This window comes from Streptomyces sp. NPDC030222 (assembly GCF_055573115.1).
In genome coordinates, this window is sequence record NZ_JBVICA010000006.1 from 240321 (window position 1) to 253089 (window position 12769).

The 12769-nt window shown below is 72.7% G+C and carries 16 protein-coding genes; 3 read left to right on the forward strand and 13 right to left on the reverse strand.

Annotated features, from left to right (window positions below; all coding sequences use genetic code 11):
• Nucleotides 1–6: 6 nt before the first annotated feature.
• The 5 genes from ACZ4Z5_RS11690 to hisI all read right to left on the reverse strand — a co-directional run bounded on the left by ACZ4Z5_RS11690 (nt 7) and on the right by hisI (nt 3742).
• Nucleotides 7–531, reverse strand: coding sequence for a DUF2752 domain-containing protein (locus ACZ4Z5_RS11690; protein ID WP_468260512.1), 525 nt, complete (start codon nt 529–531; stop codon nt 7–9).
• 260 nt (nt 532–791) lie between these two features.
• Nucleotides 792–1040 carry an HGxxPAAW family protein gene (locus tag ACZ4Z5_RS11695; RefSeq protein WP_468260195.1) on the reverse strand — a complete coding sequence of 83 codons (249 nt, stop codon included), beginning with the start codon at nt 1038–1040 and terminating at the stop codon, nt 792–794.
• A 169-nt stretch (nt 1041–1209) separates the two neighbouring features.
• Nucleotides 1210–1860, reverse strand: a complete 651-nt coding sequence (locus tag ACZ4Z5_RS11700; protein ID WP_468260197.1) for a TIGR02234 family membrane protein — start codon at nt 1858–1860, stop codon at nt 1210–1212.
• A gap of 14 nt (nt 1861–1874) precedes the next feature.
• Nucleotides 1875–3362, reverse strand: coding sequence for an anthranilate synthase component I (locus tag ACZ4Z5_RS11705; protein WP_468260199.1), 1488 nt, complete (start codon nt 3360–3362; stop codon nt 1875–1877).
• 11 nt (nt 3363–3373) lie between these two features.
• On the reverse strand, nt 3374–3742 hold the full coding sequence (hisI, locus tag ACZ4Z5_RS11710) for a phosphoribosyl-AMP cyclohydrolase (protein ID WP_468260201.1): 369 nt from the start codon (nt 3740–3742) through the stop codon (nt 3374–3376).
• An 83-nt stretch (nt 3743–3825) separates the two neighbouring features.
• On the opposite strand from hisI, the gene ACZ4Z5_RS11715 reads away from it, so the two are divergent.
• Both ACZ4Z5_RS11715 and ACZ4Z5_RS11720 read left to right on the forward strand, forming a co-directional pair.
• Entirely contained in the window at nt 3826–4458 is a 633-nt protein-coding gene (locus tag ACZ4Z5_RS11715) for a TIGR03085 family metal-binding protein (RefSeq protein WP_468260203.1), read from the forward strand.
• A 243-nt stretch (nt 4459–4701) separates the two neighbouring features.
• A complete protein-coding gene (locus ACZ4Z5_RS11720) occupies nt 4702–5097 on the forward strand; it encodes a VOC family protein (protein ID WP_468260206.1) in 396 nt (131 codons plus the stop codon).
• Nucleotides 5098–5139: 42 nt separating this feature from the next.
• Here ACZ4Z5_RS11720 and hisF read toward each other — a convergent pair whose 3' ends face one another.
• Genes hisF through hisD form a run of 8 tightly spaced genes read right to left on the reverse strand, consistent with a single transcriptional unit; the run spans nt 5140 to nt 10911 of the window.
• Entirely contained in the window at nt 5140–5895 is a 756-nt protein-coding gene (hisF, locus tag ACZ4Z5_RS11725; RefSeq protein WP_468260209.1) for an imidazole glycerol phosphate synthase subunit HisF, read from the reverse strand.
• Complete coding sequence (locus ACZ4Z5_RS11730; RefSeq protein ID WP_468260211.1) at nt 5892–6353, reverse strand: RidA family protein; 462 nt, start codon at nt 6351–6353, stop codon at nt 5892–5894. Before ACZ4Z5_RS11730 ends, hisF begins: the two co-directional genes overlap by 4 nt.
• The gene (gene priA, locus ACZ4Z5_RS11735) at nt 6350–7081 is read right to left on the reverse strand and encodes a bifunctional 1-(5-phosphoribosyl)-5-((5-phosphoribosylamino)methylideneamino)imidazole-4-carboxamide isomerase/phosphoribosylanthranilate isomerase PriA (protein WP_468260214.1); all 732 of its coding nucleotides are present in this window, start codon (nt 7079–7081) and stop codon (nt 6350–6352) included. Before priA ends, ACZ4Z5_RS11730 begins: the two co-directional genes overlap by 4 nt.
• Entirely contained in the window at nt 7082–7717 is a 636-nt protein-coding gene (gene hisH, locus ACZ4Z5_RS11740) for an imidazole glycerol phosphate synthase subunit HisH (RefSeq protein ID WP_468260216.1), read from the reverse strand.
• On the reverse strand, nt 7714–7878 hold the full coding sequence (locus tag ACZ4Z5_RS11745) for a hypothetical protein (protein ID WP_468260218.1): 165 nt from the start codon (nt 7876–7878) through the stop codon (nt 7714–7716). The genes hisH and ACZ4Z5_RS11745 overlap by 4 nt, the downstream gene beginning before the upstream one ends.
• Nucleotides 7875–8468, reverse strand: a complete 594-nt coding sequence (gene hisB, locus ACZ4Z5_RS11750) for an imidazoleglycerol-phosphate dehydratase HisB (protein WP_468260221.1) — start codon at nt 8466–8468, stop codon at nt 7875–7877. Before hisB ends, ACZ4Z5_RS11745 begins: the two co-directional genes overlap by 4 nt.
• Nucleotides 8465–9583: a histidinol-phosphate transaminase gene (locus ACZ4Z5_RS11755; RefSeq protein WP_468260224.1), complete on the reverse strand. Its 1119-nt coding sequence runs from the start codon at nt 9581–9583 to the stop codon at nt 8465–8467. The genes hisB and ACZ4Z5_RS11755 overlap by 4 nt, the downstream gene beginning before the upstream one ends.
• Nucleotides 9580–10911, reverse strand: a complete 1332-nt coding sequence (hisD, locus tag ACZ4Z5_RS11760; protein WP_468260515.1) for a histidinol dehydrogenase — start codon at nt 10909–10911, stop codon at nt 9580–9582. Before hisD ends, ACZ4Z5_RS11755 begins: the two co-directional genes overlap by 4 nt.
• 177 nt (nt 10912–11088) lie before the next feature.
• Here hisD and ACZ4Z5_RS11765 point away from each other — a divergent pair, with 177 nt between their 5' ends.
• A complete protein-coding gene (locus ACZ4Z5_RS11765; RefSeq protein ID WP_468260226.1) occupies nt 11089–12711 on the forward strand; it encodes an oxidoreductase in 1623 nt (540 codons plus the stop codon).
• Nucleotides 12712–12769 lie beyond the last annotated feature (58 nt).

Here is a 12769-nt window from a genome sequence, read left to right on the forward strand (position 1 = left end):
GACGCGTCACGGCGCCAGAGTGGCACCGAAGGGCAGGTTGCGCACCACCGAGAAGGAGACGGCGGCGGTGCCGATCACCCACCAGTGGAGCGGTTTCAAGCCGATCCGCAGCGGGCGCCCCTGCACGGACCGGACCAGCCATAGTACCCAGACGACCGCGAAGGCGACATAACCGGCGACGGCCAGGGCGTTGGAGCCGAGGGCGGCGGCCAGGTCTCCGTGGGCGAAGGCGTGGGCGCTGCGCAGGCCGCCGCAGCCCGGACAGTAGATGCCGGTGAGTCTCAGCAGCGGGCAGGCGGGGTAGTGGCCCGGCTCGTTCGGGTCGACGGCCCCGACGTACGCGAAGGCGGCGACGACCGCCGCCAGCGTGCCGACGGGCGGCAGTACCCGCCGTACGAGCTCCCTCGGGGTCCCGGGCCGGGCCGTCGGCGTCCCTTCGGCCGCCGCCCCGGTGGCTCCCGGCTCATGGTTCGCGTCCGGCACGGCACCCGGCTGTCGTCCGGCACCCGCACCCGGTGCACCGCCGGGCATCCCGGCCTCGTCCCCGCTCCGGCGTCCGGCCCCGGCCGGCACGTCGTCCGCGCCCGGCATGCCCGGCGCCGGCTCGGTGGCCCGCGCCGGGCCCGGGGGCGCGGTCGCGGTCGGTGCGGGGGCGTCACGCATGGCATCCACGCGGTGATTCTCTCCGTTCATGCGGAGAGGCGCAGCCCGGACGGGGCTGCGCCCTCAAAAAGGCCCGGAGGGCCTGTGCCGGCCGTGTACCGGTCGTCAGCCGCCCGTGACGGCCCGTCTCAGGACGCCTGGGTCGTGGCGGGCTCGGCCGGCGTGGAGAGCTCGTACGGCTCGCGCTTCGGCTGGCCGAGACCGGCGGCGCGCATGGCCGCACCGACCACACCGCCGAGGACGACGACGGCCATGCCGAGCCAGAAGCCCACCGGGTTGGCCAGGACCATGAAGGCACCGGCGACGCAGAAGCCGATGAACGAGATGGTGACACCGGTCCAGGCGGCCGGGGTGTGTCCGTGGCTGCTGCCCGCCATGAGTTTGCTCCTCGTAGGTGTATCGCTGTTCGCTGAGCCCAGTCGCTCATGACCATTGTCCCGCACGGGGGACCCGGGCCGGGTGCGGGGGTGCGGTGCTTCACTCCCAGGCGCCGGACCGGTCGCCGAACAGATCAGCGCGGTGGCCGGACGGGTGTCACCGGACGGGTCAGCCCCGCGTCGGGTCCTCACCCCGGTCGAGCGCCTTCCACAGGTCCTCGGGCCGGTCCGGGTCCACCGTCTCCCGCGTCGCGGGGGCGGTGCGCCGGGCGCCGCGCTCGTAGCGGCCCGACATGGCGGGCCACAGCCGGCCGAACCGCAGGGCGAGCAGCCCGGCGGCGAGGATCAGCACCCCGCCGGCCGTGGCCGCGTACGGCCAGCCGGTGTGTGTGAGCGCGTCGATGGTGGCGGCGGCGTCCCCGCTGCTGGTCGCGGCCTTCTCGTCGAGCGCGGCGCTGTCGGACGCGCCGAGGAACGCGGCGAGCGCGGCTCCGGCGCCGCTCAGGGCGAGCAGCAGCGAGACGAGCAGGCGTCCGGTGCGGCGGACGGCGAAGACGGCGACGAGTGCGGCGAGACCGACGATCGCCAGCGCCGCGGGGGCGCCGGTGACATCGCGGCCGTCCGCGTCGAGCGGGAGGACGCCGCCCCCGACGGCGGCCGAGCCCTCGACCCAGGTCTGGCCGGAGGCGAGGAGCACGACCGTGGCGCCGAGGGCGCCCAGCAGCAGGGCGGCCGCGAGGCTGCGCCGGCTGTGGACGACGGCGGTCTGCGCGGCGTCACCGTGGGGGCGGGGTGCGGGTACGGCAGTCACGTACCCCACTATCCCCTACGGCCTCAGTCGCGTCCGAGGCGGTTCGCGGTGTGGACGGCGCGCAGCACGGCGGCGGCCTTGTTACGGCATTCGTTGTCCTCGGCGACCGGGTCGGAGTCGGCCACGACACCGGCGCCGGCCTGGACGTACGCGGTGCCGTCGCGCAGCAGGGCGGTGCGGATGGCGATGGCCGTGTCGGAGTCCCCGGCGAAGTCGAGGTAGCCGACGCAGCCGCCGTAGAGTCCGCGCCGGGTGGGCTCGACCTCTTCGATGAGCTGCATGGCGCGGGGCTTGGGGGCGCCGCTCAGGGTGCCGGCCGGGAAGCACGCGGTGAGGACGTCGAAGGCGGTGCGGCCTTCCGCGACGCGTCCGGTGACGGTCGACACGATGTGCATCACATGGCTGTAGCGCTCGATGGACATGAAGTCGACGACCTCGACGCTGCCCGGGGCGCAGACCCGTCCGAGGTCGTTGCGGCCGAGGTCGACGAGCATCAGGTGCTCGGCGCGCTCCTTGGGGTCGGCGAGGAGTTCCTCGGCGAGGGCCTGGTCCTCCTGCGGGGTGGCGCCGCGGTGCCGGGTGCCGGCGATGGGGTGGACCATGGCCCGGCCGTCCTCGACCTTTACCAGGGCCTCGGGGCTGGAGCCGACGACGTCGAACCCGTCGAAGCGGAAGAGGTACATGTACGGCGACGGGTTGGTGGCGCGCAGGACGCGGTAGACGTCGAGGGCGCCGGCCGTGCACGGTGTCTCGAAGCGCTGGGAGGGGACGACCTGGAAGGCGTCGCCGGCCCTGATGTGCTCCTTGAGGTCCTCGACGACGTCCTGGTAGTCCTTGCCGCCCCAGCGCGCGGTGTACTCCGGCAGTTCGGAGGCGGGGAGGGCGACGGGCCGGTAGTCGGAGGGCCGGGAGAGGTCGGCCTCCATGGCGTCGAGGCGGGCGACGGCGTCGGCGTAGGCCTCCTCGACGCCGGTGTCGAGGTCGTTGTGGTTGATCGCGTTGGCGATCAGCAGGACGGTGCCGTCCCAGTGGTCGAGGACGGCGAGGTCCGAGGTGAGGAGCATGGTCAGCTCGGGCAGCCGCAGCTCGTCGCGGCTGTGCTCGCCGATGCGCTCCAGGCGGCGGACGACGTCGTAGCCGAGGTAGCCGACCATGCCGCCGGTGAAGGGCGGCAGTCCCCCGGCGAGGTCGCGGGGGGTGTGGAGGGTCTGCACGGTGGCGCCCAGGGCCTGGAGCGGGTCGCCGTCGACGGGCACGCCGACGGGCGGGGTGCCCAGCCAGTGGGCCTGTCCGTCGCGTTCGGTGAGGGTGGCGGCGGAGCGTACGCCGATGAAGGAGTAACGGGACCAGGAACGGCCGTTCTCCGCGGATTCGAGGAGGAACGTGCCGGGGCGTTCGGCGGCGAGCTTGCGGTAGAGCCCCACGGGGGTGTCGCCGTCCGTGAGCAGCCTGCGGCTGACGGGGATGACACGGCGGTCCACGGCCAGTTTGCGGAACGTCTCGAGGTCCATGTCCGGTGACCTTACTGGGCGGTGAGCGGCAGGGCACCGGAATCGAAGCAGGTGCGGGTGCCGGTGTGACAGGCCGGGCCGACCTGGTCGACCTGGACGAGCACGGTGTCGGCGTCGCAGTCCAGCGCGACCGACTTCACGTACTGGACGTGGCCGGAGGTGTCGCCCTTGACCCAGTACTCCTGGCGGCTGCGGCTCCAGTAGGTGCAGCGGCCGGTGGTGAGGGTGCGGTGCAGTGCCTCGTCGTCCATCCAGCCGAGCATCAGGACCTCGCCGGTGTCGTACTGCTGGGCGATGGCCGGGAGCAGCCCGTCGGCGCTGCGCTTGAGACGGGCGGCGATGGCGGGGTCGAGTCCGCCGGGCGGGGTGGTGCTGGTCATGCGGCCATTGTGCCGTGCGGGATCGGGCGCCCGGCCCGTGCGTCCACTGGGCGGACGCGCTACCCGTGAGTAGGCTGGCGGCCATGTCGACCCATGCCAAGCGTGAACGGCTCCTGCTCGCCGATCTGCTGGATGCGGCGGGCCCGGACGCGCCGACCCTCTGCGACGACTGGACGACCCGGGACCTGGCCGCCCATGTGGTGGTGCGGGAGCGCCGCCCGGACGCGGCCGGCGGAATACTGCTCGGAGTGCTCAGGGCCCGACTGGAGCAGGTGCAGGCGGAGTACGCGGCGAAGCCGTACGACGAGCTGATCCGGCTGATCCGGACGGGCCCGCCGCGGATGTCGCCGTACGCACTGAAGCAGGTGGACGAGGCGGCGAACACGGTCGAGTTCTACGTCCACGCGGAGGACGTGCGCCGTGCGCAGCCTGCCTGGACGCCGCGGGAGCTGGATCCCGTGTTCGCGAACGCTCTGTGGTCCCGCCTGGAGAAGTCGGCCCGGCTGCTGGGGCGGAAGTGCCCGGTGGGGCTGGTGCTGCGCCGCCCGGACGGGCAGACCGCGGTGGCCCACCGCGGCACCCCGGTGGTGACGGTCACCGGGGACCCGGGCGAACTGGTCCTGTTCGCGTTCGGCCGCCAGTCGGCGGCCCGGGTGGACGCGGACGGTGACAAGGACGCGGTCGCGAAGGTGTACGAGGCGAAGCTCGGCATCTGAGCGGGCGGACGCGCTCCGGGGGCGGGATGCCTCGGCATCGGTCCCGGGTGCCGCCCGCGACGGAAGGGCGCTCTTACGGCTCCTGCCAGCGGCCGACGACAGCCCCGTTGGGGAGATCCGCCGCAGACGGCTGCCCGCGGCCGTGCTCGCACGCAGGGCCGGGGACGGCCGCCGGCCCCGGAAGGGCAGTCGGAAGGGCACCATCGGTGGCGAAGAGCCACCCCGAGGAAGTGGGGCGTTGCCGTGATCAGGGTCGCCATGACCAGTGTGTTCGTCGACGACGTACGGAAGGCCCAGACCTTCTACACCGAGGTGCTCGGCTTCGAGACCCGCGTGGACGTCCCGGTGGGCGACACCGCCTTCGTCACCGTGGGTGCGCCCGGCGGTACCCAGGACGTGGAGCTCCTGCTGGAGCCCGGCGACAGCCCCATCGCGGAGACCTACCGCAGGGGGCTGCACGCCGCCGGGCTCCCGTGCATCGTCTTCGGCGTCGACGACCTCCGGGCCGAGTACGCGCGCCTGACCGCGCTGGGCGTCACGTTCACGCAGCCGCCCGTGCAGCACGGGCCCCTGCTCGCGGCGATCCTCGACGACACCGTCGGCAACCTGGTCCAGCTGACGCAGCCGCTGGAGAAGTGAGGCGCCGCCCGGCGCGGCGGGGCGTCCGGTACCGGGTCCGGCTCAGCGCACCGGGTGACCGGCCGCCCGCAGGGCGTCCTTGACCTCGGAGATGCGCAGGTCGCCGAAGTGGAAGACGGAGGCCGCGAGGACCGCGTCCGCGCCCGCCTCGATCGCCGGGGGGAAGTCGGCGAGCCGGCCGGCGCCGCCGCTGGCGATGACGGGGACGATGACGTGCTTGCGCACGGCCGCGATCATCTCGGTGTCGTAGCCGTCCTTGGTGCCGTCGGCGTCCATCGAGTTCAGCAGGATCTCGCCGGCGCCCAGTTCGGCCGCCCGGTGGGCCCACTCGACGGCGTCCATACCGGTGCCGCGGCGCCCGCCGTGAGTGGTCACCTCGAAGGAGCCGGCGGGGGTACGGCGGGCGTCCACGGAGAGGACCAGCACCTGGCTGCCGAAGCGTTCGGCGATCTCCTTGATCAGCTCGGGGCGGGCGATCGCAGCCGTGTTGACGCCGACCTTGTCGGCGCCGGCACGGAGCAGCTTGTCGACGTCCTCGGCGGACCGCACGCCTCCGCCCACGGTGAGCGGGATGAAGACCTGTTCGGCGGTGCGGCGCACCACGTCGTAGGTGGTCTCGCGGTTCCCGGAGGACGCGGTGATGTCGAGGAAGGTCAGCTCGTCGGCGCCCTCGGCGTCGTACAGCTTGGCCATCTCGACGGGGTCGCCCGCGTCGCGGAGGTTCTGGAAGTTGACGCCCTTGACGACCCGGCCGTTGTCCACGTCCAGGCAGGGGATGACTCGGACGGCGAGGGTCATGGTGCTTGTCCTTCGGAGGTGGGGCGCGGGGAACGGGTGCCGTCGGCGGCGGTCCCCTCCTGGGGCGCGCTGCCACGGTACGCCTCGACCTCGACCTCGACGACCAGTCGCGGGTCGACGAAACCGGAGACGATGATCATCGAAGTGGCCGGGCGGACGGTGCCGAAGAGTTTCTTGTGGGCGCGGCCGACCTCGTCGACGTCCCGGGCGTGGGTGATGTACATCCGGGTGCGCACCACGTGCTCGCTGCCGAGGCCGAGCTCCTTCAGCGCGTCGAGGGCGGCGTTGAAGGCGTTGACGGCCTGCTCGTACGGGCCGCCGTCGATGATCACGCCGTCGATCACCGACGTGCAGCCGGAGACCAGCACCATGCCGTTCGGCAGTTCGACCGCGCGGGAGTAGCCGAAGGCCTCCTCCCACGGGCCGGCCGATACGACGCGGCGGACGGCGTCGCTCACTTCGACACCGCCTCGAGTGCCTCTTCGAGGGTGAACGCCTCGGCGTAGAGCGCCTTGCCGACGATGGCGCCCTCGACGCCCAGCGGGACCAGTTCGGCGATCGCCCGGAGGTCGTCCAGCGAGGACACCCCGCCGGACGCGACGACCGGCTTGTCGGTGGCGGCGCAGACGTTCCTGAGCAGTTCCAGGTTGGGGCCCTGGAGGGTGCCGTCCTTGGCGATGTCGGTGACGACGTAGCGGGCGCAGCCCTCGGAGTCCAGGCGGGCCAGCGTCTCGTAGAGGTCGCCGCCGTCGCGGGTCCAGCCGCGGCCGCGCAGGGTGGTGCCGCGGACGTCGAGGCCGACCGCGATCCGGCCGCCGTGCTCGGCGATGACCTTGGCGACCCACTCCGGGGTCTCCAGCGCGGCGGTGCCGAGGTTGACGCGGGTGCAGCCGGTGGCGAGGGCGGCGGCGAGGGTGTCGTCGTCGCGGATGCCGCCGGACAGTTCCACCTTGATGTCCATGGTCCGGGTGACCTCGGCGATCAGCTGCCGGTTGTCGCCGGTGCCGAACGCGGCGTCCAGGTCGACCAGGTGCAGCCACTCGGCTCCGGCACGCTGCCACGCCAGGGCGGCGTCCAGCGGGGAGCCGTAGGAGGTCTCGGTACCGGACTCGCCGTGCACGAGGCGGACGGCCTGGCCGTCGCGGACGTCGACGGCGGGGAGGAGTTCGAGCTTGTTGGCAGCCATCTACAGAGTCTCGATCCAGTTGGTGAGGAGCTGTGCTCCGGCGTCGCCGGACTTCTCGGGGTGGAACTGGGTCGCCCACAGGGCGCCGTTCTCGACGGCCGCCACGAAGGGCTCGCCGTGTGTGGCCCAGGTGACCTTGGGGGCGCGGATGGCCGGGTTGGTGACCTCCAGGTCCCAGGTGTGCACGGCGTAGGAGTGCACGAAGTAGAAGCGGGCGTCGGGGTCGAGGCCGGCGAACAGCTCGGAGTCCCCGGGGGCCCGGACGGTGTTCCAGCCCATGTGCGGGACGACCGGGGCCTTGAGGGGGGAGACGACGCCGGGCCACTCGTCGAGGCCGTCGGATTCGACGCCGTGCTCGATGCCCCGCTCGAAGAGGATCTGCATGCCGACGCAGATGCCCATGACCGGCCGGCCGCCGGAGAGCCGGCGGTCGACGATCCAGTGGCCGCGGGCCTGCTTGAGGCCGGTCATACAGGCGGAGAACGCACCGACGCCGGGCACCAGGAGCCCGTCGGCGTTCATCGCCCGGTCGAAGTCACGGGTGATCTCGACGTCCGCGCCGACCCGGGCGAGGGCGCGCTCGGCGGAGCGGACGTTGCCGAAGCCGTAGTCGAAGACGACGACCTTCTTGGTCATGACCACACATCCAGCCGGAGGACGCCGGCGCCGATGAACATGGCGGCGCCGATGGACACCAGGACGATGAGGCCGGTGGGCTTCTTCTGCTGCACGAACGAGTAGATCCCGCCGACGAGCATCAGCCCGATGAAGATCAGGACGGTGGAGAGACCGTTCACAGCGCGCCCTTCGTGGAGGGGATGATGCCGGCCGCGCGCGGGTCGCGCTCGGAGGCGTACCGCAGGGCCCGGGCGAGCGCCTTGAACTGGCATTCGACGATGTGGTGGGCGTTGCGGCCGTACGGGACGTGGACGTGCAGCGCGATCTGCGCCTGGGCGACGAAGGACTCCAGGATGTGCCGGGTCATCGTGGTGTCGTAGGTGCCGATCATCGGCGCCATGTTCTCCGGCTCGGAGTGCACCAGGTAGGGGCGGCCGGAGAGGTCGACGGTGACCTGGGCGAGCGACTCGTCCAGGGGGACGGTGCAGTTGCCGAAGCGGTAGATGCCGACCTTGTCGCCGAGGGCCTGCTTGAACGCCGCGCCGAGCGCGAGGGCGGTGTCCTCTATGGTGTGGTGGGTGTCGATGTGCAGGTCGCCGTCGGTCTTGACGGTGAGGTCGAACAGCCCGTGCCGGCCGAGCTGGTCGAGCATGTGGTCGTAGAAACCGACACCGGTCGACACATCGACCTTCCCGGTGCCGTCGAGGTCTATCTCGACGACGACGGACGTCTCCTTGGTGGTGCGCTCGACCCGTCCTACGCGGCTCATGAGCTCTGCTCCTTCTTCATCGCGCGAACCGCATCGAGGAACGCGTCGTTCTCTTCGGGCGTGCCGGCGGTCACCCGCAGCCGGCCCGGCACCCCGTTGTCCCTGACCAGGACGCCCCGGTCCAGGATCTGCCGCCATGCCTCGTGGGCGTCCGGGAACCGCCCGAACTGCACGAAGTTGGCGTCGGATTCGGTCACCTCGTAGCCCGCGGCCCGCAGTTCGGCGACCAGCCGGTCCCGCTCCCCCTTGAGCTGCTCGACGTATCCGAGCAGCGTGTCGGTGTGCTCCAGGGCGGCCAGCGCGGTCGCCTGGGTGATCGCGGAGAGGTGGTAGGGCAGCCGCACCAGCTGGACGGCGTCCACGACGGCCCGGTGGGCGGCGAGATAGCCGAGGCGCAGGCCGGCGGCGCCGAAGGCCTTGGACATGGTCCGCGACACCACGAGATGGGGCCGTCCCCCGAGCAGCGGCAGCAGCGAGGGGCGGTGGCTGAACTCGACGTACGCCTCGTCGACCACCACCAGCGAGGGCTTGGCCTCCTGGGCGGCCTCGTACAGCGCGACGACCGTGTCGGCGTCGACGGCGGTGCCCGTCGGATTGTTGGGCGAGGTGATGAAGACGACGTCCGGGCGGTGCTCGGCGACGGCCTTCCGTGCGGCCGCCACGTCGATGGTGAAGTCGTCGTTGCGGGGGCCGGAGATCCAGCCGGTGCCGGTGCCCCGGGAGATCAGCCCGTGCATCGAGTACGAGGGCTCGAAGCCGATGGCGGTGCGGCCGGGGCCGCCGAAGGTCTGCAGCAGCTGCTGGATGACCTCGTTGGAGCCGTTGGCCGCCCACACGTTCTCCGCGGAGACGGGGTGACCGCCGGTGCGGGTCAGGTACTTCGCGAGTTCCGTGCGGAGCTCGACGGCGTCCCGGTCCGGGTAGCGGTTCAGTCCCCGCGCGGCCTCCCGCACCCGCTCGGCGATCCGCTCGACGAGCGGCTCGGGCAGCGGGTACGGGTTCTCGTTGGTGTTCAGTTGTACGGGTACGTCGAGCTGGGGCGCGCCGTAGGGGGACTTGCCGCGCAGCTCGTCGCGGATTGGCAGGTCGTCGATACCGATGTCGCCGGTGGTCACTTGCCCGGCACCTTCCAGCCGAAGCGGGCCTTGAGCGCGGCGCTGTGCGCCGGCAGGTCCTCCGCCTCCGCCAGCGTCACCACGTGGTGGGTGACCTCGGCGAGGGCGTCGCGGGTGTAGTCCACGACGTGGATGCCGCGCAGGAAGGACTGGACGGACAGCCCGGAGGAGTGGCAGGCGCAGCCGCCGGTGGGCAGCACGTGGTTGGAGCCGGCGCAGTAGTCGCCCAGGGAGACCGGCGCCCACGGGCCGACGAAGACCGCGCCCGCGTTGCGGACCCGGTCCGCGACGGCTGCCGCGTCCGCGGTCTGGATCTCCAGGTGCTCCGCGCCGTAGGCGTCGACGACGCGCAGGCCCTCGTCGATGCCGTCGACCAGCACGACGGCGGACTGCTTGCCGGACAGCGCCGGCAGGATCCGGTCCTCGACGTGCTTGGTGGCGGCAATCTGCGGCCCCAGCTCCCGCTCGACGGCGTCGGCGAGCTCCTCGGAATCGGTGACCAGGACGGCGGCCGCGAGCGGATCGTGCTCGGCCTGGCTGATCAGGTCGGCGGCGACGTGCGCCGGGTCGGCGGTGGCATCGGCGAGGATCGCGATCTCGGTCGGGCCGGCCTCGGTGTCGATGCCGATGCGGCCGGTGAAGTAGCGCTTGGCGGCGGCGACCCAGACGTTGCCCGGGCCGGTGACCATGTTGGCGGGCGCGCACTCCTCGGTGCCGTACGCGAACATCGCGACGGCCTGGGCTCCGCCGGCCGCGTACACCTCCTCGACGCCCAGCAGGGCGCACGCGGCGAGGATCGTCGGGTGCGGCAGGCCGCCGTGCTCCCGCTGGGGCGGGGAGGCGAGCGCGATGGAGCCGACGCCGGCTTCCTGGGCGGGGACGACGTTCATGACGACGGACGACGGGTAGACGGACCGGCCGCCCGGCGCGTACAGGCCGACGCGTTCGACGGGCACCCACTTCTCGGTGACCGTGCCGCCGGGCACCACCTGGGTGGTGTGGCCGGTGCGGCGCTGCTCCCGGTGGACGATCCGGGCCCGCCTGATCGACTCCTCCAGGGCGGCCCCGACCTCCGGGTCGAGCTGCTCCAGGGCGTCGGCGAGGGCCTGCGCGGGCACCCGCACCCGGTCCAGCCGCACCCCGTCGAACCTCTCCGCGTACTCGATCAGTGCCGCGGTGCCGCGATGGCGGACGTCCTCGCAGATGGGCCGCACCTTCTCCAGGGCGGCTTCCACGTCGAACTCTGCGCGGGGCAGGAGGTCACGGAGCGCGCCGCCCTCGGGAAGGGCGCCGCGCAGATCGATTCGGGCCAGAGAGAGTGATCGCAGCACGGATCAATTCTCGCAGACCCGGCCGGAACGCCGGTCTCTCGTATCACTGACTGATACGTGCCCCAGCAGTTCTGCGTCACCACTGGCGTTCACACCGTCACTCAGCGGGAAGAACGGCCGTACGCGGCACAGCACGGCTGTGCGACGCAGGGGAACTCGGGGAAAGGGGCGGCAGTGACCGAGCCGCTGGACGGGGACGCACCCGCATGGCTCAGCGAGACCGAGCGTGCCATGTGGCAGGCGTTCCGGAACGGAAGCACCTATGACCTGTCGACCGGCGACCGGATGCTCGACGACCCGTCGTCGGGACGCACCTGGGGACCGCAGCGGACGGTGAGCGCCCGTGCGGTCGCGCTGCTGCTGCTCAACGGCCCGTCCGCGATGCCGGGCCGGGTCGCCGCCCTGAAGCTGCGCGGGGTGCGCATCTCGGGCGACCTGGATCTGGCGGGCGGCCGGGTCGGCCCGTACGTGGAGCTGTCCGGCTGCCGTTTCGACCGGGAGGTGACGCTCCCGGAGTGCCATTTCACGACGCTGCGGATGGTGCGCTGCGCCATTCCGCGGCTGGAGGCGGCGCGGCTGCGCACGGAGGGCGATCTGCATCTGCCGCGCTGCCGGGTCGCCCGCGGCATACGGCTGACCGACGCGCAGATAGGCACCGATCTGCTGATCAACCAGCTGGAGGCGCGCCCGGACCGCCGCGGCCGGGCGATCGCGGCGGACGGGCTGACCGTCGCACAGGACTTCCAGGCCGAGCTGGTCGAGACGTACGGGGAGGTGAGCCTCCGGGGCGCCAAGGTGGGCGGGTCGATGAGCCTGCGCGGGAGCAGGCTGCGGGCGGCCGGGGGGCGGCGGGCGTTCAACGCCCCGCAGCTCACCGTGGAGCGGACGCTGTACATGACCGGCGGCTGGACCAGCGCCGGGACCGGGCAGATGGCGAACACTCCCCCGTACGGCACCAGCAGCTTCGGATACGGCACCGGCGTGTCGGCGACGCCCGCGGAGGGCACCAGGCTACGGCCGTTCGAGTGCCACGGCGGCGCGCGGCTGGACGACGGGAGGTTCGGGGACGCGGTGGACTTCCACCGGGCGCGGTTCGTGATGGCCGAGGGCGAGGAGCTGTCGCTGCGCCGGATCGTCACCCCGGAGCTGCGGTTCGTCGGGGAACGCCCGGACGAGGGGCGGGTGGTGCTCAACGGCGCGAAGATCGTCACGCTGATCGACCTGTCGACCAGCTGGCCCGGGCCCGGCGGGCTGGCCCTGAACGGCTTCGTCTACGAGAACCTGGTGCCGCACGGGCACTTCCCGCTGGCCCGCCGGCTGGACTGGGTGGCGTCCGCGACTCCGGAGTACGGCCCGGAGCCGTACGAGCGGCTGGCGACCGTGCTGCGCAACAGCGGGGAGGACGCCGACGCCCGTGAGGTGCTGCTCGCCAAGCAGCGCAGGCGCCGGGAGACGCTGCCGCTGGCGGCGAAGCTCTGGGGGCACGTCCAGGACTGGACGGTGGCGTACGGCTACCGGCCGGGCCGGGCCGCGGTGTGGATGGCGGTGCTGTGGGCGGCGGGCGCGGTGGCCTTCTCGCGGTACCGGCCGGAGGCGATCAAACCGGACGAGCACCCGGCGTGGAACGCCTCGTTGTACGCCCTGGACCTGCTGCTGCCGGTGATCAACCTCGGGCAGGACGGCTACTGGCGCCTGGAGGGGCTGTGGCAGTGGGTGTCGGCGGTGCTGGTGCTGCTGGGCTGGATCCTCGCCACGACCGTGGCGGCCGGGGCGACACGGCTGCTGCGGCGAGGCTGAGGCGGCCGGCGCCACAGTGGCCGGCGGGCCTCCGGGGCCCGCCGGCCAGGGTGTTCTT

What these genes read in the sequence shown, in the direction of transcription:
- ACZ4Z5_RS11705 (WP_468260199.1), bottom strand. Translation starts at nt 3,362, where the DNA reads ATGGACCTCGAGACGTTCCGCAAACTGGCCGTGGACCGCCGTGTCATC.
- ACZ4Z5_RS11690 (WP_468260512.1), bottom strand. Translation starts at nt 531, where the DNA reads ATGCCCGGCGGTGCACCGGGTGCGGGTGCCGGACGACAGCCGGGTGCC.
- ACZ4Z5_RS11695 (WP_468260195.1), bottom strand. Translation starts at nt 1,040, where the DNA reads ATGGCGGGCAGCAGCCACGGACACACCCCGGCCGCCTGGACCGGTGTC.
- ACZ4Z5_RS11715 (WP_468260203.1), top strand. Translation starts at nt 3,826, where the DNA reads ATGTCGACCCATGCCAAGCGTGAACGGCTCCTGCTCGCCGATCTGCTG.
- hisI (WP_468260201.1), bottom strand. Translation starts at nt 3,742, where the DNA reads ATGACCAGCACCACCCCGCCCGGCGGACTCGACCCCGCCATCGCCGCC.
- hisH (WP_468260216.1), bottom strand. Translation starts at nt 7,717, where the DNA reads ATGACCAAGAAGGTCGTCGTCTTCGACTACGGCTTCGGCAACGTCCGC.
- priA (WP_468260214.1), bottom strand. Translation starts at nt 7,081, where the DNA reads ATGGCTGCCAACAAGCTCGAACTCCTCCCCGCCGTCGACGTCCGCGAC.
- hisB (WP_468260221.1), bottom strand. Translation starts at nt 8,468, where the DNA reads ATGAGCCGCGTAGGACGGGTCGAGCGCACCACCAAGGAGACGTCCGTC.
- hisF (WP_468260209.1), bottom strand. Translation starts at nt 5,895, where the DNA reads ATGACCCTCGCCGTCCGAGTCATCCCCTGCCTGGACGTGGACAACGGC.